The organism is Acidovorax sp. IB03, from assembly GCF_016406015.1.
In the GTDB taxonomy this organism is placed as follows: Bacteria; Pseudomonadota; Gammaproteobacteria; order Burkholderiales; family Burkholderiaceae_C; genus Acidovorax; species Acidovorax temperans.
Genome location: NZ_JAEFCH010000013.1, coordinates 1 through 18,838 on the forward strand (window position 1 = coordinate 1; position 18,838 = coordinate 18,838).

The 18,838-nt window shown below is 63.5% G+C and carries 17 protein-coding genes; 3 read left to right on the forward strand and 14 right to left on the reverse strand.

Translation table 11 applies throughout. The features are described from left to right. The first annotated feature begins 59 nt into the window (after positions 1-59). Positions 60-482, forward strand: coding sequence for a holo-ACP synthase (gene acpS / locus IHV84_RS09400; protein ID WP_066696443.1), 423 nt, complete (start codon positions 60-62; stop codon positions 480-482). 48 nt (positions 483-530) lie between these two features. Continuing rightward, positions 531-1,622 (forward strand): beta-N-acetylhexosaminidase, encoded by a 1,092-nt coding sequence (gene nagZ / locus IHV84_RS09405; RefSeq protein WP_198846674.1) that lies wholly within the window; start codon positions 531-533, stop codon positions 1,620-1,622. Positions 1,623-1,656: 34 nt separating this feature from the next. Here nagZ and IHV84_RS09410 read toward each other — a convergent pair whose 3' ends face one another. The 8 genes from IHV84_RS09410 to IHV84_RS09445 form a co-directional block, all read right to left on the reverse strand. Continuing rightward, positions 1,657-2,295, reverse strand: coding sequence for a mechanosensitive ion channel family protein (locus IHV84_RS09410; protein WP_198846675.1), 639 nt, complete (start codon positions 2,293-2,295; stop codon positions 1,657-1,659). Positions 2,296-2,314: 19 nt separating this feature from the next. Next, entirely contained in the window at positions 2,315-3,871 is a 1,557-nt protein-coding gene (lysS, locus tag IHV84_RS09415) for a lysine--tRNA ligase (RefSeq protein ID WP_044397905.1), read from the reverse strand. 149 nt (positions 3,872-4,020) lie between these two features. After that, the gene (locus tag IHV84_RS09420) at positions 4,021-5,241 is read right to left on the reverse strand and encodes a hypothetical protein (RefSeq protein WP_370541237.1); all 1,221 of its coding nucleotides are present in this window, start codon (positions 5,239-5,241) and stop codon (positions 4,021-4,023) included. After that, positions 5,238-6,158, reverse strand: coding sequence for a glycosyltransferase (locus tag IHV84_RS09425; protein ID WP_198846676.1), 921 nt, complete (start codon positions 6,156-6,158; stop codon positions 5,238-5,240). The genes IHV84_RS09420 and IHV84_RS09425 overlap by 4 nt, the downstream gene beginning before the upstream one ends. Beyond that, positions 6,158-7,180: a glycosyltransferase family 4 protein gene (locus IHV84_RS09430; protein ID WP_198846677.1), complete on the reverse strand. Its 1,023-nt coding sequence runs from the start codon at positions 7,178-7,180 to the stop codon at positions 6,158-6,160. The genes IHV84_RS09425 and IHV84_RS09430 overlap by 1 nt, the downstream gene beginning before the upstream one ends. Positions 7,181-7,229: 49 nt before the next feature. Beyond that, positions 7,230-8,552, reverse strand: a complete 1,323-nt coding sequence (locus IHV84_RS09435; RefSeq protein ID WP_198846678.1) for a sugar transferase — start codon at positions 8,550-8,552, stop codon at positions 7,230-7,232. Further along, the gene (locus IHV84_RS09440; protein ID WP_198846679.1) at positions 8,549-9,682 is read right to left on the reverse strand and encodes a glycosyltransferase; all 1,134 of its coding nucleotides are present in this window, start codon (positions 9,680-9,682) and stop codon (positions 8,549-8,551) included. The genes IHV84_RS09435 and IHV84_RS09440 overlap by 4 nt, the downstream gene beginning before the upstream one ends. A gap of 40 nt (positions 9,683-9,722) precedes the next feature. Further along, a complete protein-coding gene (locus IHV84_RS09445) occupies positions 9,723-10,358 on the reverse strand; it encodes an LON peptidase substrate-binding domain-containing protein (protein WP_142083617.1) in 636 nt (211 codons plus the stop codon). Positions 10,359-10,550: 192 nt separating this feature from the next. On the opposite strand from IHV84_RS09445, the gene IHV84_RS09450 reads away from it, so the two are divergent. Continuing rightward, a complete protein-coding gene (locus IHV84_RS09450; RefSeq protein WP_198846680.1) occupies positions 10,551-11,114 on the forward strand; it encodes a YggT family protein in 564 nt (187 codons plus the stop codon). Positions 11,115-11,333: 219 nt separating this feature from the next. On the opposite strand, the gene accD is transcribed toward IHV84_RS09450, so the two are convergent. The 6 genes from accD to IHV84_RS09480 form a co-directional block, all read right to left on the reverse strand. Next, positions 11,334-12,206 (reverse strand): acetyl-CoA carboxylase, carboxyltransferase subunit beta, encoded by an 873-nt coding sequence (gene accD / locus IHV84_RS09455; protein WP_044397915.1) that lies wholly within the window; start codon positions 12,204-12,206, stop codon positions 11,334-11,336. A 171-nt stretch (positions 12,207-12,377) separates the two neighbouring features. Next, positions 12,378-13,202: a tryptophan synthase subunit alpha gene (gene trpA / locus IHV84_RS09460; RefSeq protein ID WP_198846681.1), complete on the reverse strand. Its 825-nt coding sequence runs from the start codon at positions 13,200-13,202 to the stop codon at positions 12,378-12,380. After that, on the reverse strand, positions 13,199-14,482 hold the full coding sequence (trpB, locus tag IHV84_RS09465; RefSeq protein ID WP_198846682.1) for a tryptophan synthase subunit beta: 1,284 nt from the start codon (positions 14,480-14,482) through the stop codon (positions 13,199-13,201). The genes trpA and trpB overlap by 4 nt, the downstream gene beginning before the upstream one ends. After that, positions 14,460-15,188: a phosphoribosylanthranilate isomerase gene (locus tag IHV84_RS09470; RefSeq protein ID WP_198846728.1), complete on the reverse strand. Its 729-nt coding sequence runs from the start codon at positions 15,186-15,188 to the stop codon at positions 14,460-14,462. The genes trpB and IHV84_RS09470 overlap by 23 nt, the downstream gene beginning before the upstream one ends. 68 nt (positions 15,189-15,256) lie before the next feature. Beyond that, positions 15,257-16,075: a tRNA pseudouridine(38-40) synthase TruA gene (truA, locus tag IHV84_RS09475; protein ID WP_198846729.1), complete on the reverse strand. Its 819-nt coding sequence runs from the start codon at positions 16,073-16,075 to the stop codon at positions 15,257-15,259. A gap of 56 nt (positions 16,076-16,131) precedes the next feature. Next, positions 16,132-18,678: a FimV/HubP family polar landmark protein gene (locus IHV84_RS09480; RefSeq protein WP_233099931.1), complete on the reverse strand. Its 2,547-nt coding sequence runs from the start codon at positions 18,676-18,678 to the stop codon at positions 16,132-16,134. Positions 18,679-18,838 lie beyond the last annotated feature (160 nt).

The following is an 18,838-nucleotide window of genomic DNA, read 5'->3' on the forward strand; positions in this document are numbered from 1 at the left end:
GACGTGCGGCGATTTCCATCACTACTATTCGCTAGAAGAGCCCTATTTCACTCAAAACCATGATCTACGGCATTGGCACCGACATCTGCGATGTGCGCCGCATCCGCGAAAGCCTGGAGCGCCACGGCGACCGCTTTGCCGAAAAGGTGCTGGCGAAGGGCGAACTGGCCGTGTGGCGCGAGCGCACCGAGCGCTGGCCCGACCGCGGCCTGCGCTACCTGGCCACTCGCTTCTCTGCCAAAGAGGCCTTCAGCAAGGCCGTAGGGCTGGGCATGCGCATGCCCATGACCTGGCGGCACTGTGAGGTAGCCAAGCTGCCCAGTGGCCAGCCCGTCATCGTGCTGCACGGGGCCCTGAAAGCCTGGTTTGAAGAACGCAGCCTGCGCGCCCACCTGAGCGTGACCGACGAGACCGACTACGCCGCCAGCTTCTGCGTGGTGGAGCGTTTGGAGGCAAATCAGCCTCCAGCGCTTACCCCATAAGCGCAAGCAGCTCTTGATTTGATAGCAATTTATCCCCTCCGATCTTCCATGACCGAACACGCCCCCCTCATCATCGACATCGCTGGCACCGAACTCACCGCCACCGACCGCCGCCGCCTGGTCCACCCACTGGTGGGCGGCATCATCCTGTTTGCCCGCAACTGGGTGGACCGCGCCCAGTTGCTGCAGCTCACCAGCAGCATCAAGGCGGTGCGTGACGACCTGCTGATCTGCGTGGACCACGAAGGCGGCCGCGTGCAGCGTTTTCGCACCGATGGCTTCACCCACCTGCCGCCCATGCGCGCGCTGGGCGAGATGTGGATGGATGACGGCAAGGGGGCTAAAGCCGTGCCCGGCAGCGGTGCACTGCGGGCCACCAATGCGGCCACCGCAGCGGGCTATGTGCTGGGCACCGAGTTGCGTGCGTGTGGGGTGGATTTCAGCTTCACGCCGGTGCTTGATTTGGATTGGGGCGAAAGCGGCGTGATTGGCGACCGTGCCTTCCACCGTGACCCGCGCGTGGTGGCCCTGCTGGCCAAGAGCCTGATGCACGGCCTGCTGCAGGCGGGCATGGCCAACTGCGGCAAACACTTTCCGGGCCACGGTTTCGTCAAGGCCGATTCGCACACCGAAGTGCCGGTGGACAAGCGCAGCCTCAAAGCCATCCTGGCCGACGACGCGGCGCCATACCCCTGGCTCAGCACCACGCTCACCAGCGTGATGCCCGCCCACGTCATCTACCCCAAGGTAGACAGCCGCCCAGCAGGCTTTTCGCAGCGCTGGCTGCAAGACATCCTGCGCCGCCAGATGCGCTTTGACGGCGCGATCTTCAGCGACGACCTGAGCATGGAAGGCGCACGGCGCATTGACGGCCAGGTGGTGAGCTACACCGACGCCGCGCTGGCCGCGCTGGCGGCAGGTTGCGACCTGGTATTGCTGTGCAACCAGAGCCTGGGTGAAGGCAAAGCGGTGGATGAGCTGATCGACGGGCTGGCCGCCGCGCAGGCAAAAGGCCGCTGGCACCCGAACGTGGACAGCGAATCGCGCCGCCTGGCGCTGCTGCCCGAAACACTGCCCCAGCCCTGGGATGAATTGATGCTGCAGCCTGCCTACATGCAGGCGCTCGATCTTTTGCCCTGATGGGGGAGTCTCGCGCCGTGTAGACCCGAGAGGGTCAAGGCACGGGCGAAACCGTGGCTTTGGGAGCCACTGACTGGGCTTCTGGCTCGGCGGCGGTGACTGCCGATGGGGCAGGGGGCTCCCCGCTCCAGCGCCGCAGCACGCGCTGGAAAATCAGCGCGTTCGGGATCTGTATCCACGCACTGCCGGGCGGGGTGTTGAACTCTTCCAGTGTGGTGTAGAGCAGGTTCACGTCCACCACGCGGCCTTTGGCGCCCGGCTTTTCGGCTGTGTCCAGAATCTCCACATGGTCACCAATGCGGAACGGTCGCGCGGTGAAGATGAGCAGAGCGCAGAACAAGTTGGACAGCACGCTCCATGCCGCGAAAAACGCCACGGCGCCCACCGTGGCGAACCCGGTGAATGCCGTCCACAGCACAGCGGCAGAAACGCCCAGCCGTTCCAGCGACAACAGCAGTGCGCTGGCCATGATGGTCCAGCGGATGAGCCCGTTGATGGGCACCACCAGTTGCCCTGGCAACTGGTAGCGCACGGCCGCCTTGCGCACCAGGCGCCGCAGCAGGCGCTGCAGCAGGTACGCGACCAGCAAGATGCCCAGAATCTGGCTGCCGGGCACGATCACGTCCAGCCAGTCCTGCACCCACTCCGGCAGGCGGTGTTTGGGAATCGCCATGGATTGCGTGGGCAGTCGGTCAGCCTTCGCGGCGCAGCGCCGGGAACAGGATCACGTCGCGGATGCTGGGACTGTCGGTCAGCAGCATCATGAAGCGGTCGATACCGATACCGCAGCCGCCGGCAGGGGGCATGCCGTATTCCAACGCACGCACGAAGTCGTGGTCGTAGTACATGGCTTCGTCGTCGCCACCGTCCTTGGCGGCCACCTGGGCGTGGAAGCGTGCGGCCTGGTCTTCGGCGTCGTTCAATTCGCTGAAGCCGTTGCCGAACTCGCGGCCGGTGATGTACAGCTCAAAGCGCTCGGTCACTTCGGGGCGAGCGTCGTTGGCGCGCGCCAGCGGGCTGATTTCGGTGGGGTGCTCCATGATGAAGGTGGGCTGCCACAGCTTGTCTTCCACCGTCTCTTCAAAGTACAGCACCTGCAGGCCAGCGAGGCTGCGGGTAGAGAGCTTGTTCTTGGCTTCCGACATGCCCAGCTTCTTGAGGGCGCTGATCAGCCACTCGGCATCGTCCACATGGGCACCGGCTTCGGTGTACTGGAAGATGGCTTCGCGAATGGTCAGGCGGGCAAAGGGCTGGCTCAGGTCCACCTCGCGGCCCTGGTAAGTCAGTTGCAGGGTGCCCACGGCCTTCATCGCGGCGTCGCGGACGAGGGCTTCGGTGAAGGTCATCAGGTCCTGGTAGTTCCAGTACGCTGCATAGAACTCCATCATCGTGAACTCGGGGTTGTGGCGCACCGAGATGCCTTCGTTGCGGAAGTTGCGGTTGATCTCAAACACCCGCTCGAAGCCGCCCACCAGCAGGCGCTTGAGGTACAGCTCGGGCGCGATGCGCAAGAACATTTCCTGCTCCAGCGCGTTGTGGTGGGTGATGAAAGGCCGTGCGTTGGCACCGCCAGGAATAGGGTGCAGCATGGGCGTTTCCACTTCCAGGAAGCCGTGGTGCACCATGAATTCGCGAATGCCGCTCACGGCCTTGCTGCGTGCGGCGAAGCGCTTGCGGGCGGCTTCGTCGGTCATCAGGTCCACATAGCGCTGGCGGTACTTCACTTCCTGGTCGTGAATGCCGTGGAACTTGTCTGGCATGGGGCGCAGGCTCTTGGTGAGCAGGCGCAGTGCAGTGACCTTGATCGACAGCTCGCCGGTCTTGGTTTTCATCAGCGTGCCTTCAGCGCCCACGATGTCGCCCAGATCCCAGTGCTTGAAGGCAGCGTACAACTCTTCGCCCACCGCGTCGCGCGTGATGTAGAGCTGGATGCGGCCACCCGTTTCACCCAGCGAGCCGTCCTGCACGGTCGCAAAGCTGGCCTTGCCCATCACGCGCTTGAGCATCATGCGGCCTGCCACACTCACGCTGACGTGGTGGGTTTCCAGCACGCTGGCTTCCACATGGCCGTGGGCGGTGTGCAGGTCGGCGGCCTTGTGGGCTGGCTTGAAGTTGTTGGGAAACGCCACGCCTCCACCCTGGGCCTGGGCTTCACGCAGAGCGCGGAGTTTTTCCCGGCGTTCGGCGATGAGTTGGTTGTCGTCCTGGGGGGACAAAGGGGCTGCGGCGGCGTTGACTGCGTCAGACATAGAGCGGGACCAGGGTTGGTGGGGGGAAACCTTCTATTTTAGGTTTAACGCAGCGCGGCGCCGGTTTCATGGCCCTTTGAGCGCCAGAAAAGGTGCGTACCCAGCGCTTTCAGACCCAAAATGAGTGGATTGAGCCCACGAAAAGCGGCTTAGCGCCGTGGCAGCGCCAGCATCCAGGCGGACAGCACCAGCAAGCCGATGGCGGAGGTGCCCGCCAGCCACCAAAGGTGGACTTCCGCGCTCCATCCCTGAGGCGCCCACAACGGCGCCACCAACACCACCAGTTGCAAAGCCTGCAGCGCCATGGCCAGCCACGAGTACTGGCGCTCTTGGGCGTGCTGGAATGGCCGGTGGCTGAGTGCAGCGGAAATACAGGCACTTCCTTGCCACAGCACCAGAGGCAGGAGGTAGGGGCGCATGCCCTGCCACGCGGTGGCAAGCGAAGTGGCGTCCAGCACCAAAAAGCCCACCCATCCTGCCAAAGCTGCCGCAGCGGCGGCGCCCAGGCCCACCGCCAGTGATCGCCACTGAGCGGTTTCCACCCGGGCAAGCAGCACCTGCGCCCAGGCGGTGTGAACGACGGCGGGAATAAACCCCAACAATCGCAGCAGCATGGCCAGATAACTGGCATCGGCCAGCCCGTGCAAGCGTTGCCATACCAAAAGCAATGCCGTACCTGCGATGGCGTCTATCGCGGTGTGGGCCAGGCGCAGGCTGGTGCTGCGGCGGTCTGCCTGCGCCGTGGCGGCGGGGGGCTCTGGGGCATGCTGCTGTGGGGGCTGGGTGGTGTGGCCCTCAAGGCGTGCTGACCGCAGCCACAGTGCACCCACCGCGTAGCCGCAGGCGGCAGCCAATAAAAGACCGTGCGCGCTTTGCTCAGGCCAAGCCCGTGCCACGGTCACGGTCAACAGCAGCGCCACCACGGGGGGAGCCGCGCGAACCAGCGCAGCCGACAGGGGCGATGCCGTCCTCAACGTCCAGGGCTGGGCCAGATACCAGGCGAGTTGCAACAGAGCCAGCAAGGCGGCCCAGCCCATCACAGCGAATGGGGCCGCGATGGCAGACCACCATACGGCCAGCGCTACCAGCGGTGCAAGCCCCAACCAGCGCCAAAGGCTGGAGCGCAAAACAGCCTGCAGCGCCGCACGGGGCGGATGATGGGCGTCTGCAAGGAACTGCAAAGGCCCTTGCGCGAGCGACAGGGACACCCAGAAAAATGCCACCTGCGCCGTGATGGCAAAACCACCGGCAGCCTGGGGGGTAAAAAAATGCAGCATGGCCACGCCCACCAGGGCCTGGGCTGCCAGCGACACCATGCTGCCCAAAGCCATGATGACCGAGGTGGATGCAAAGCGGTATGGCTGCTTCACGGGGCCAGTCCTGCGGCTTTCCAGATGTTCAGTCGCCCCAGGGTGCGGGCCCAGGCCCAGCCTCCCATGTCTGGGGATGGCGCACTCGCCATGTCTCTCGTTTCTCGAAAAAAATCTGCATAGGCGCTAGCGCTGGCCTGGGCTGGCAAATACGCGATAGCTGCCTTGTTTGACGCTGCAAACTTGCGCACCCAGCGGTAGTTCGTGCTGATCACCGGCAGACCAATGGCGCAGTATTCGAGCAGCTTGGTCGAGGTCTGCTCACTGTAAGGAATCTGATTGGGCACCAGGTTGAGCGCACAGCGCGCCCGTCGCAAATGGGTGGGCACCTCATGGTGTGGCACCTTGCCCGTCACGGCGATGTGCTTGAAGGCTTGAAACTGGCGCTGCAATAGGGCGGGCATGCTGCCGATCAGCAGGGTGCGCATGCCTGCCTGCTCCAGCCCTTCAAAGACGGGGAGAAAGTGCCGCAGCCGCGCCATGTCGCCCAGGTACACCATGTCAAATTCTGCTGCACCCTGGATGGCGGGCGGTGTCAGAAAAGTGGATGAGACGCCCATCTCTCTGAATTCCCACGGGACATCGTCGGCAAATCCCAGGCGCTGTCGAACCCACTCGTTCTGGAAGAGTCGGTAATCGGGCTTGGGCTGGGTCCAGCGCTTGATCTGGTCCTTGGCCCAGGCGCAAGGGGGCACGGAGGCTGAGGCATATTCATGCACCTGAAAGGCCTGGGCAAAGCGCTGGTGGTCCGTTGCGCGCACCCGGCCGCACATCCACCAAACGACACGCGCATCTGCGGGCACCGTGCTGGCATTTTGGTGCGTGCGGGCCTCATGCCCCCACGGCCGCAAGTGGGCGGTGTAGGCTTCCAGCTCCGGAAGGTAGGAGTGACCGGGATGGATGAAATGCACTTGCATCAGGCAGTCACCTGTTCAATGAGGTGAGCCCAAGCGCTGGCAAACCGCTGGGGCGTGTATTGCGCAAGCACCTGAGTCATATCCCGCTGGAGAAGTTCGGCCGGTGTGGACGTCACGCGAAGCACTGCCTGGGCCAGTGCGCTACCGCTGTGGTCTTCCGCCAAGGCGTAGGGCATGTGGCTGCCCAGCATTTCGCGCAGTGCAGGGATCGGCACACCAACGCAGGGCACGCCGGCCGCCAGCGATTCCAGTACGGCCATGGGGCAGCCTTCATACGCAGACGTCAGCAGCGTCACATGGTGGGCTTGGTACAGCGCCGGTGTTGCGGGCTGGAAGCCTTGCCATTGAATCCGTCCGGGGGCTCGAACCGCAGATTCATGTTGCAGAGCCCTTGCTAAGGGGCCCTCCCCAGTGATCTGCAACGCGTAGTGCTGCGGCAACTGGGTCAACGTGTCGATCAGCAGCTCGGGGCGCTTTTCTGGTGACAGGCGACCCACATAGCCACATCGCACCGTGTGCGGCGCAGCCGGTGGGGGCGCGGGGCGCGCTGCGGGCCAGGCAGGGTGCGGGTTGGGAATGACCTGCAGACACTGGTGTGCTGACGCGTCGCCTCCCATGAATTCCATGAAGGAGTCGCGCCCATGGTTTGAAACAAACACCAGCCAAGGCAGCCGCCGATACAGCCAGCGTAACCAGCGGCGTTTGGCGGCGGAAGCATGGGCTGTGTCCAGGACCTCCAGCAGCGGGCCATGAAACCAGGTGATCACCGGTTTTCGGTGCCATTGGCCCAGAAGCCAGGCGACATAGGCTGGCAGGAAGTTGTGCGTGGCAATGATCACATCAGCCTGGCTGGCAGCTTTCCACAGGCGGGACAGAGGTGTGGCGCGAATCACCTGGGTGTCACAGCGGTGTCCTGCCGCTTCCAGCGCGTGCGCGAGCGCATCGGAAACGGTGTGTACTCCTCCCGTTTCGAGATTTTCCTTCAGCAGCAGAATGCGGCGGTGCGTGTGGGGAGGCAACATCGAAAAGATCACACCATGGGCCACAGGGCGGGATGGAAGGGCGAGTGCGTCACCGTGCACCAAATCCGGTGAACAGGATACGTGCGGTCTTGTAGGCGATCAGCAGATCCAACGCCAGCGAATAGTGGGCCACGTAGTACAGGTCGTAGCTCAGTTTCACTGCCGTCTGCTCCTCTCCTTCCGCGTAACCCTGCTGCACCTGTGCCCAACCCGTCAGGCCTGGGCGCACCAGATGACGGTAAGGGTAGGCGGGAATCCGATGGGCGAACACCCGAACAAACTCGGCCTGTTCCGGTCGGGGGCCAATCAGGCTCATGTCGCCCTTGAGCACATTCCAGAGTTGAGGCAGTTCGTCCAGGCGGGTTCTGCGGATGATTTTGCCCACGGAAGTCACCCGGTCATCGTTGGGTTGGGCGAATCGCGCAGTGGTGGCTTCTTCGTGCCGCATGCTGCGCAGTTTCCAGATGCGGAACTCGCGGCCGTTGCGACCGATGCGAATTTGGGAAAACAGCATCGGCCCTGGCGTGTTCAGCTTCACGGCCAGGCCAGCTGCCAAACATAGCGGAAGCCACAGGGGCAACGCAGCCAGCGTCAAGCCAATGTCGGTCAGGCGCTTGACGGTGTCGTATGCTGGATTGCCGTCCAGCGCCCATAAGTCCTGGGCTTGCAGGTTGGACAACATTTTTCGGCCGCTGATCAGTTCTGCCACGGCTTCCACGCTGTAGAGCCTCACATGCTGCAGGCGCAAGTCGCTGATCAAGCGTTCGCGAACCGCGTCGGTGGGCGCTTGCGGGTCGATGACCACGCCAGCCAGGGCCGATGGGTCATCCGTGACTTTGGGGGCTGCATCCGATGCGGCTGGAATGGCCAAGGGCCGCAGCTGGATGTCTTGCTGGCTGAATTCCGAGGCATCCCCCAGCAGTTCTTTCAGCCGCATGGGTACAGAGGAATCCAGATAGGCGAGTGACAGCGCATAGCGCCCTCGCTCTCGCCAGTGCCCCAAAGTAAACCAGGCGGCAGACAGCAGGTAGACCAGCAGCACAGCGCCGCGCGAATAGGGTTGTTGCAGCAGTGCAAACCCCAGCGGGGCCGCCAGGTACGGTGCCGCCGTGGCCACCAGAAGAAAGCGCCGTTCTTCGAACTGGGGCAGGTACGCTCCGTTGTACAGCCAGTAAGCGGTGATGGCGTAAGGCACGCTGCACCACAAGACCGTCTGAGGGAACTGGTACGTTGCCCACTGGCATTGCTCCAGCATCCACCCGATGGCGTAGCTCAATAGCAGCACCAAGATGCCTTTCAAGGCCCAGCCCAGCACGGCACTCTGGCGGTGTGCTGTGGAGGAGTCGAGGGGGCTGTGAGAGGTGCTCTTCATGGATGGCTTGGAGAAGGGGTGAGGGCGCTCTGGTAGGTTGCCATCACCTCCATGCCCATGCGTTCTGCGGTGTAGTGCTGCTCGTAGCGTTGTCTTGCTGCACGGCCAAGGCTGGTGCGTAGCGCGGGCGACTCTACCAGTTGTCGCAGGGCCAGTGCCAATGCTGTTGCGTCATTGGGAACCAGGCGGGCTTGGGTGGCGTCGGGCAACAGCTCGCGCATGCCGGGAAGGTCGCTGGCCACGATGGCCAGTCCACCGCGCATCGCCTCAATCACGGAAATGGGTAAGCCCTCGTGGTCCGAGGTCAGCACAAAAATGCTGTGCTTCATCAGCTGTGCAGAAATATCGCCCACATCTCCGGCGAACACAACGGATTGCAGTCCCAGCCGCCTGGCCATGGCCTGGTGGCTGGCAAGTTGAGGGCCTCCGCCAAAAAACGTGGCTGGCACTTCACACCCCAAATCATCTCGCAAACGTGCGAGTGCTTGCAGTAGCAGGTCAGGGCGCTTTGGTGGGGCCATGCGTGCCACCATGGCGATGCGGGGTGGTGCGACCGCCAGCTCGGTGGCGAGGTGCGTGGATGCGGGTGCCTCTTCAATACCGTTGTGAACGACCACCACCCGCCCGGATGAAAGTGGCAGTGCGCGTGCCAGCCTGCGCTCGTGCTCTGACACACACACCATGCGCCGTGCCAGGGGTGCGAGCAGCCATTCGACGGCAAAAGCGGCCACGCGCCGCTTCCAGGGGTTTCCTGCCTTGAATGCAAATCCGTGCACGGTGTAAATCACCGGCTTGCGGGTTCGCGCTCCCGCCAGTCGTGCCGCCACACCCGCCATCGCGCTGTGGGCGTGCACAAGGTCTGGAGACTGCTCTCGCACGATGGCTTGCAGGCGCCGCACGGCTTGCGCCAAGCCAGCGATGCCTGCAGCATTGCCCAGTGAAGGAATGGAATGCACCCGAATGCCCGCAGCGTTCAGCGCGCACGCCAGAGGGGTCTGCAGGCCGTCGTCTCCGCCGATGGCCACCTGCACCTCAATGCCTTGTCGGTCGCGCAATTCGCGGCACAGCGTCAGTACGTGGCTTTGGGCGCCTCCCACCTCTCCTTTGGTGATGACCTGAAGCACTTTCATGGCACCGGGGCTGCGGGCAAGGCCGTTGCCCTGCGTGCGGTCACTGTGCAATTCCCGTGCGCTCCAGCACATCGCCCACCAGCTCCAGCCGTACCAGCGGGTTGTCCAGTTCCATCAGTCGCTGTTTCAACTCCATGGGCACGGGCAGCAGTTCACACCAGCGGTTGGCCACCCAGCCACAGTCGTCCAGTTGTTCCGGCGTGGGCAACTTGGCTGCTGGGTTCAGCGCATCGCGCGCATGCAGGGTGTGCAAGACCTGGGTCAGGGCTGTGGCGGTTTTCTTCAGGTCTTCAGGGATGGGGATGGACAAATCCCTGTCCAGTTGCGACACGCTGGCAATCCACAGGCCATGAACCAGGTGGTTGCGCTGGGTGATCCGAAACCGCTCAGTGCCTTTGCACACCAGGGTGATCAATCCAGGCTGGGGGCTTGCGAGTTGCTCGATGACCGCCAGCGTACCCACGTCGTGAAACTGCTCATCCGGCGCCCCAGCCCGGCGCACTTCGCTGCCCTGTGTCAGCGACACCACGCCAAATGGGGCGCCTGTTTGATGGCATTTGCGCACCATGTCGAGGTAACGCACCTCAAACACGCGCAAGGCCAGCACCCCGTCGGGGAACAGCACCGACGCCAGGGGAAACAAGGGCAGGGATGAAAGGGTCAGGGTCTGGGTCATGGGCCGGGGTGGAACGCCTGGTCAAGATCTGCCGGGCCTGGCTGGGTTGCTGGCCCTGGGCTGCCCAGCGGTCAGAATGGGGTGGGGCCGATGGCCCAATCCCCCAGGCGGTCTGGCGCTGAATCTTGGGCCGCTATCATCCCACGGCGCAGCCGGTTTTCCGCCGGGGCACCCCTTCATTTGTGGATTTCCATGTTGTATCAAATCGCTACTTTGCTGCTCGATGTCATTGGTGGGCTGTTGACCGGTGCTTGCCTGTTGCGCCTGTACATGCAGTGGCAGCGTGTGCCTTTTTCCAACCCGGTGGGGGCTCTGGTGTTTGCGTTGACCGACTGGTTCATCATGCCGCTGCGCCGGCTGATTCCGCCCACAGGCCAGTGGGACATCTCCAGCCTGGTGGGGGGCTTGCTGGTGCAGCAGGTGCAATATGGCCTGCTGTGGCTCATTGCAGGCGGCGCCATCTCGGGCGCTGTGGTGCCTTTGCTGGCGGCCTTCGGTCTGGTGCGGGTCGCGATTTCGGGCTTGATCGGCCTGCTGATCGTGCACGCGATCCTGTCCTGGGTGCAGACGCGCTCTCCCATGTCGGATGTGATGGGTCGGTTGTGTGCGCCGCTGCTCAGGCCTGTGCAGCGGTTCGTGCCGCTGGTGGGCGGTTTGGACCTGTCGCCCCTGGTGTTGCTGGTGCTGCTGCAGATCGCCATGATCGTGCTGGGCCACTTGCAGGCAGCGGTGTTGACGGGGGCCTTGCAGGGCTGAGTCTGGGCAGGGGCCACGCTGCCCTGCTGCTTCAACCGATGTATGGCCATCGGTTGCTGGGTCGCAAAGGCGCTTGGTTGACGCTTTGCGACTCCTTTCCCTGAATATCAATAAAAATAGCTGCTAGCGCTTACTGGATAAGCGCTAGCAGCTATGAATTTAATAGCGTTTGCGGTAGGGCGATCTCTCAAAATCGCCCCGCACCGCAGTAGCGTGGCCTTACACCACCGCGTCGGCTGGCAGGCGCTGCAGCATGGCCAAGCTGCTGGCCACGGTGCTGCGCAGTTCACGGCGGTCGCAGATGAAGTCCACAGCACCCTTGGTCTGCAGGAATTCAGCACGCTGGAAGCCTTCAGGCAGGGTCACGCGCACGGTGGATTCGATCACGCGGGGGCCGGCAAAGCCGATGAGGGCTTTGGGCTCGGCAATCACGATGTCGCCCACGAAGGCAAAGCCAGCACTCACGCCGCCCATGGTCGGGTCGGTCAGCACGCTGATGTAGGGCAGCCCCTTCTTGGCAAGGCGGGTCAGCGCTGCGTTGGTCTTGGCCATCTGCATGAGCGACAGCAGGCCTTCTTGCATGCGGGCACCGCCGGTGGCGGTGAAGCAGATGAAGGGCACCTTTTGTTCGATGGCAGTTTCGACGCCGCGCACAAAGCGCTCGCCCACCACAGAGCCCATCGAGCCGCCCATGAAGTCGAACTCGAAGCACGCAGCGACCACATTGATGCTCTTGACCGCACCACCCATGACGATGAGGGCATCGGTTTCGCCCGTGTTCTCCAGGGCTTCTTTCAGGCGCTCGGGGTACTTGCGGCTGTCCTTGAACTTGAGGGCGTCCACGGGCAGTACTTCCTGGCCGATTTCATAGCGGCCTTCGGCGTCCAGAAAGGCGTCCAGCCGTGCGCGGGCGCCAATGCGGTGGTGGTGGCTGCACTTAGGGCAGACGTTCTGGTTTTGCTCCAGGTCGGCCTTGTAGAGCACGGTTTCGCAGCTCGGGCACTTGATCCACAGCCCTTCGGGCACCTGGCGGCGCTCGGTGGGGTCGGTTTGTTGGATCTTGGAGGGCAGGAGTTTTTCGAGCCAGGACATGGTTTCCTCTGTATGAATGAGCCTGTGGCGGCGCGGCCTTAACGCTAGCGCTGCCCATCAATCAGGGCTCCCGCGCAAGGGCCGCCCCGCCGCGCTGGGAGCGTCCCCCTTCCTGTGCGCAGCACAAGGAGAAGGGGGAAGCGGCAAAGCCGCTCAGGGGGATGCCCTCTATTATGCGTCGAGCGCCTTGCGCACGCCGCGCAGGAAATCCATGGTCATGGGGACGACCTTGGCGTGTTCCTGGTCTTCAATCAGCTGGATGATGCGGCTGCCGATCACTACGGCATCAGCCACCTTGCCAATCGCCTGGGCGGTGGCTGCGTCGCGGATGCCGAAACCCACGCCCACCGGAATGTGAACGTGCTGGCGAATGCGGGGCAGCATCTGTTCGACAGCCGCTGTGTCCAGCGCGCCCGAACCTGTGACGCCCTTGAGCGACACGTAGTACACGTAGCCACTGGCCACGCGCGCCACCTGGGCCATGCGTTCGGAGGTAGAAGTGGGGGCCAGCAAAAAGATCAGATCCATGCCGTGGGCGCGCAGGTCGGCGGCAAAGGCTTCGCATTCCTCGGGCGGGTAGTCCACGATGAGCACGCCATCCACACCGGCTGCGGCTGCGTCGCGCACAAAGGCGCTGCCGGTCGTGCCCGGCGTACCGTGCTTCTGGTCGTAGCGTTCCACGGGGTTGGCGTAGCCCATCAGCACCACGGGGGTGGTGGTGTTGCGCTTGCGGAATTCGCGCACCTGGTCCAGCACCTGCACCATGCCAACGCCCAGGCTCAAAGCCTTCTCGCCCGCCTTCTGGATCACCGGGCCATCGGCCATGGGGTCTGAAAAAGGCACACCCAGTTCGATCACGTCAGCGCCCGCTTCCACCATGCCGTGCATGAGGGCCGGGGTGATGTCTGCGAAGGGAAAGCCTGCGGTCACATAGGGAATCAGCGCCTTGCGGCCTTGGGCCTTGAGGGCGGAAAACGTTGCTTCGATGCGGCTCATTTGACCACCTTGACGGGTTGCTCGCCGCCCTTGACGGACTGCCCCTGGCAGCTGGGGCGGCAGTAGAAATCGGCACCACTGAGGTCGGCCACGGTGCCAATATCTTTGTCACCGCGCCCGGAGAGATTGACCAGGATGGATTGGTCAGGGCGCATGGTCTTGGCCAGTTTCATGGCGTAGGCCACGGCATGGCTCGATTCAAGGGCGGGAATGATGCCCTCGGTGCGGCACAGGTAGTGGAAGGCGTCCAGCGCCTCTTTGTCGGTGATGCCCACGTATTCGGCACGGCCGATTTCCTGCAGCCACGCATGTTCTGGCCCCACACCGGGGTAATCCAGACCCGCGCTGATGCTGTGGGTTTCGGTGATCTGGCCGTTGTCATCCTGCAGGATGAAGGTGCGGTTGCCGTGCAGCACGCCGGCGCTGCCTTTTTGCAGCGATGCGGAGTGGCGGCCAGAGTCCAGCCCCTCGCCCGCAGCCTCCACACCAATCAGTCGGGTTTTCTCGAACGGAATGTAGGGGTGGAAAATGCCCATGGCATTGCTGCCGCCGCCGACGCAGGCGATCACGGCATCAGGTTGTTCGCCCAGCACTTTCTGTTCGGCCAGCATGGCGGGCATCTGATCAATGCATTCCTTGCCAATCACGCTCTGGAAATCGCGCACCATCATCGGGTACGGGTGCGGGCCTGCCACGGTGCCGATGATGTAGAAGGTGTTGTCCACATTGGCCACCCAGTCGCGCATGGCGTCGTTCAGGGCGTCCTTCAGGGTCTTGCTGCCAGACTCTACGGGCACCACGGTGGCGCCCAGCAGCTTCATGCGGTACACGTTGGGGCTCTGGCGCTTCACGTCCTCGGCGCCCATGTACACCACACATTCCAGGCCGTAGCGCGCGCAGATGGTGGCCGTGGCCACGCCGTGCTGGCCTGCGCCGGTTTCGGCAATCACACGGGGCTTGCCCATGCGCTTGGCCAGCATGGCCTGGCCGATCACATTGTTGATCTTGTGCGCGCCGGTGTGGTTCAGGTCCTCGCGCTTGAGGTAAATCTGCGCACCGCCCATTTCACGGCTGGTGCGTGCCGCGTGGTAGATGGGCGAGGGGCGGCCCACGAAATGCTTGAGTTCGTACTGAAATTCTGCCAGGAACTCTGGGTCGTTCTGGTAGCGCGCATACGCTTCGCGCAGTTCCTGGATGGCGTGGGTCAGGGTTTCGCTGACGAAGCTGCCACCGTAGGGGCCAAAGTGCCCGGAGGCGTCAGGTTGCTGATAAGAGCTCATGGGGATTCTTTGCAAGTTGGGCATCGGCCGCACGCACGGCGGCAACGAAGCGTTGGATTTTTTCGGCGTCCTTGATGCCCTTGATGGGTTTGCCATCAGGGCCATCGGCTTCAACGCCAGAACTGACATCAACCGCCAGCGAGAGGCCTCGCGGGCGGACTTGCAAAATGCCATCGGTCACGTTTGCAGGCGTGAGTCCACCAGACAAAACGAGGTGAGAGCTGACGCTTGGTGGAAGGAGTGACCAATTGAATGCCTTGCCGCCACCACCATAACCGTCGACATGGGCGTCGAGCAGGATGGCCTGGGCGTGTGAAAAATCCTGCGCGTATTTTACGAGGTCGAAGCGTTCAGCCCCATCGCCTAGGGGTATGCGTGCCGCCCGCAAAAATGGACGCAACCCGTGGCCTGTGGCCAGCAGGCAATCGGCCGGCGTTTCATCACCATGAAATTGCACGATAGCGCCCGCCACCATTGCGCTGGCAGCTGCAATATTGGTAGCACTTTCGTTCGCGAACAGCAGAACGGGGGTGACGAATGGGGGGAGTCTGCGTGCCAATTGCGCAGCGCGCTCAGGGGTGACTGCGCGGGGGCTGGGTGCATACAGCACGAAACCCACAGCGTCGGCACCCGCCGCCACGGCGGCATCCACATCCTGTTCCCGGGTCAGGCCGCAGATTTTGATTCGCGTGCGCTCGCTGGTCATGGCACGGGGTTTCGTTGCGAAGCCATGCGGGTGGGGTGTGGAGGCGGTTTCAGCAGAGTGGTGGGTGGTCATGGCAGCCAGGCAAAGGGAGGGGTGCTTTGAGGAAGCTTCCACTGCGCATCGTAGACCGGGCCCAGAAAATACAGCCCGTCTGGGGAAAAGGTGGGTGCTGCCGCATCGCGCGACCGCGCATTGAGCACGCTCTGCATCCAGCTTACTGGCTGCTTGCCACTTCCGACGGCGATCAGGCAGCCCATGATGTTGCGGATCATGTGGTGCAAAAAGGCGTTGGCTTCGAACTCGAAACGCCAATAGCAGGGGCTCCAGCCCAGTTCGGGGTGCGGCGCTACTGCACGGCTGTCAGTGATCTCTATGCGTTTGATCGTTTTGACCGGCGTCTTGGCCTGGCAGGCAGATGCCCTGAACGATGTGAAATCGTGCTCACCGAGCAAGATGCTGGCGGCCTGCCGCATTGCTTCCCCATCGAGTGGGTTGTGTACCCAGCCCACGCGACCAGACTCGACACTGGGGCGCACGGGCGACTGCAGTAGCACGTAAGCGTAGCGCCTGGCCGTTGCACTGGCGCGTGCGTGGAAGCTGTCAGGCACCTGCTGTGCCCATTGCACCGCAATGTCGGGTGGCAAAAAGGTGTTGGTGCCCCGAACCCACGATGCATTGGGGCGGCGCAGGGGGGTATCGAAGTGCACGACCTGCATCAGCCCATGCACCCCACTGTCGGTGCGGCCCGCACACAGGGTGCTCAGTGCATGCGTAGCAAAGCGGCCCAGGGCCGCTTCGAGCTTGTCTTGAACAGTGTTGCCAGATAACTGGCTCTGCCAGCCGTTGTAGCCTTGCCCGTTGTAGCTGACGCCCAACGCCATCCTCACGGTGGCGTTGGAGGGGGCGGCGTTGGTCGGGCTCTCGGGTGTCAGCTCTGGCGGCATCAGCCCAGATCAGCCAGCAAGCGCTGGGCGCGGGTTTTGAGTGCGCCTGTTGCCTCTGCCACCACTTCCTCGATCAGGGTGCGGGCACCATCGGTATCGCCGATCGCGTTGAACTCTTCCGCCAGCGCCAGTTTGGTCGCCAGAGGATCGTCATGAGCAGCAGCCTCGCCATCATCGTCATCGTCACCCATTGGTGCAGATGCCGTGGTGATTTCTTCGCTGACCGATGGTGTACTCGGCGTGGGCGTGCTGAGGGTGGAAGGCGCTGTCAGGTCGAGCGAGAGATCTCCCAGATCGAATTCCAGCGTGTTGTTGTCTGGGGTGTCAGACGACAAAGGCGCGAGGCCAGAGGGTGCAATGCTCAGATCATCTGCGGCGCCCAGTGGGTCGAGCGTCGGAGCGGCTTCAGCCATAGGGGGGCGGGCCGTTTCTGGCTCGTCATCCAGCGAAGGCGGTTCCATTTCGGGAGCCAGGCCAGAGGCCGCAGCCGCTGCGGCGAACCCGCCGGCGGCGGGGGCATCCGTCAGGGCATCGTCTGGCAGGTCGAGATCCAGGTCCAGGTCGAGATCAGAAGGCAGTGCAGCAGCCGCAACGGCACCCATCGCGGCGGGCATCGTGCTCGCAAAGCCGCCGGCGGGGGCGGGCTGAGCGACTTCACCGCCGGGGCGTCCACCGGGTTGGTACAGGGCATTTTCCGGATCCAGGCCGCGGCCCAGTTCGGTGATGCGGGCCCAGTCGGGGCCCTCACCCTGGGTGAGCTTGAACACGTCGCCTGCCACTGCTTCCAGGGCCTTGCGGTCCTGGCGTTTGGCGTAAATTTCGCCCAGCTTGACGTGGACGGAAACCCGTGCGGGGTTGTGGCGAATCGCCTCTTTCAGAATCTCTTCCGCTTGCAGGTCGCGGCCATAGGCCAGGTAGACGTCGGCTTCTGCAACAGGGTCCACATCGCCGCCAGCATCCAGCTGGCTGGGCGAGTAGGCCATGGAAGAGCCGCCCGTGGTCATTTCGCTGTTGGCGGTGTCGATGCGTTGGCCACCGCTGGCGCCGAAGAACGAGTCAGGCTGAATGCGGCTTTCCATGAAGGAGCTGTCTACGCCGCCAGCGCCACGGCGGCGCTGCACGACACGGTAAGCGCCATAACCGATCAACAGAGCCAGCAGGCCGCCACCGGCCAATGGAATCATGGGGTCTTCCATCAGCCCATCAAGGAAGCTGGGCTCTTCGATGGGTGGTGGAGGAGGCACGACCACCTTGGGTGCGGGCGCTGCAGGTGCAGATGCCTCGGCGGCAGGTGCAGACGCAGTGGTATCAGGAGCGGACGCAGCATCCTCAGGGGTGCTGGCCGCTTCGGCTGGCACCTCGGGTGTCGAAGCAGGTGCTTGCGGGGCTGTCGGGGTGGCGGGAACGCCGGGCACTTCTGCCTTGATCGCCGCAGGCGTACTGGCCGCTGGGGCGGTGGCTGGAGCCGCGCCTGCAGCAGAGGCCGCGCTGACCTTGTTCAGGTCGCTGATGTTCTTGGACAGCTCGGCCATGCGGGCATTGGCCTCGCTGGCTTGCTTGTCTTTCGCCAACTGGTCTTCAGCAGCCTTTTGGCCCTTGAGAGAACCCTTCGAGAGGGTCAGCTTGTCTGGGGCAGCTGTTGCGGGCTTGCGGTCTTCCACCTGGGCCTGCACCTTGCCACTGGCCGAGCGCTCGGCCGAGGCCACTGTTGCGCTCGGTGCGGCATCAGCCAACTTGCGGCGGAAGGTGTTGAAGTCGCGGCTTTGGGCTGCCAGGATTTGGCGAGCCTCGGTGTTGGACACCGACTTGGCGGTGGCTTCATCTGGAATCTGCAGCACAGAGCCGGCGCGTACGCGGTTCACGTTACCCTGGATGAATGCGTCGGGGTTGGCGCGCATCAGGGCCACGAGCATCTGGTCCAGAGACACATCTGCAGGGCGGTGGGCATTTGCAATGCGACCGGCCGTGTCGCCAGGCTTGACGGTCACGCCGTCGGCGGGGGCGGGGCGCGATGCTGCGGGTGCACGCACGGCGGGTGCGGCTGGAGTCGCTACACGCGCAGGGACGGGGCGTTGCTGTGCCGCGGCGGCTGGCACTGTGATCTGGGGCGCTGCTGTGGCTGTAGGTGCTGCACTGCGCAATGCCGGTGGGTCCAGCAGCAGGGTGTAGCTGCGAACAATCTTGCCTGTGCCCCAGGTGGTGTCCAGGACCAGATCGAGAAACGGGTCGTTGACCGGGCGGTCGCTGGAGACCCGCAGCACGGCGCTGCCATCCGCACGGCGTTGCAGCTGGATCTGCAAGGCGTTCATCAGCGGATTGAACTCCATGCCTTGGGATCGGAACACCTCGGGTGATGCCGCGGTGGCACGCAGGGTCTCAGCTTCCGCCTGAGTGATTTGAGGTACGTCGATCTCGGCGCGTAAAGGCTCACCCAGCGCTGATTGCACCGTGATTCGCCCCAGGGCCAAAGCAGACGCCTCGCCTGCGTGCAGGCCGACGCAAAGCACGGCAGCAGCCGCCAGAGCTGAAAATTTCCAACGATGCATGTTTGCCATCAACTGATTAGGTGGTGCGGCTCGGTCGAGCGGTGTTGTTTTTCTCATGTGCTGTTCCCGCCCCGGAGCGTGAAAATATGTAAAAAGCACCATAGCAGCAATGTTTTGCAGTGACAAGCTGAGGTGGCGTCGAAGCTTTGGTGGGCAACCA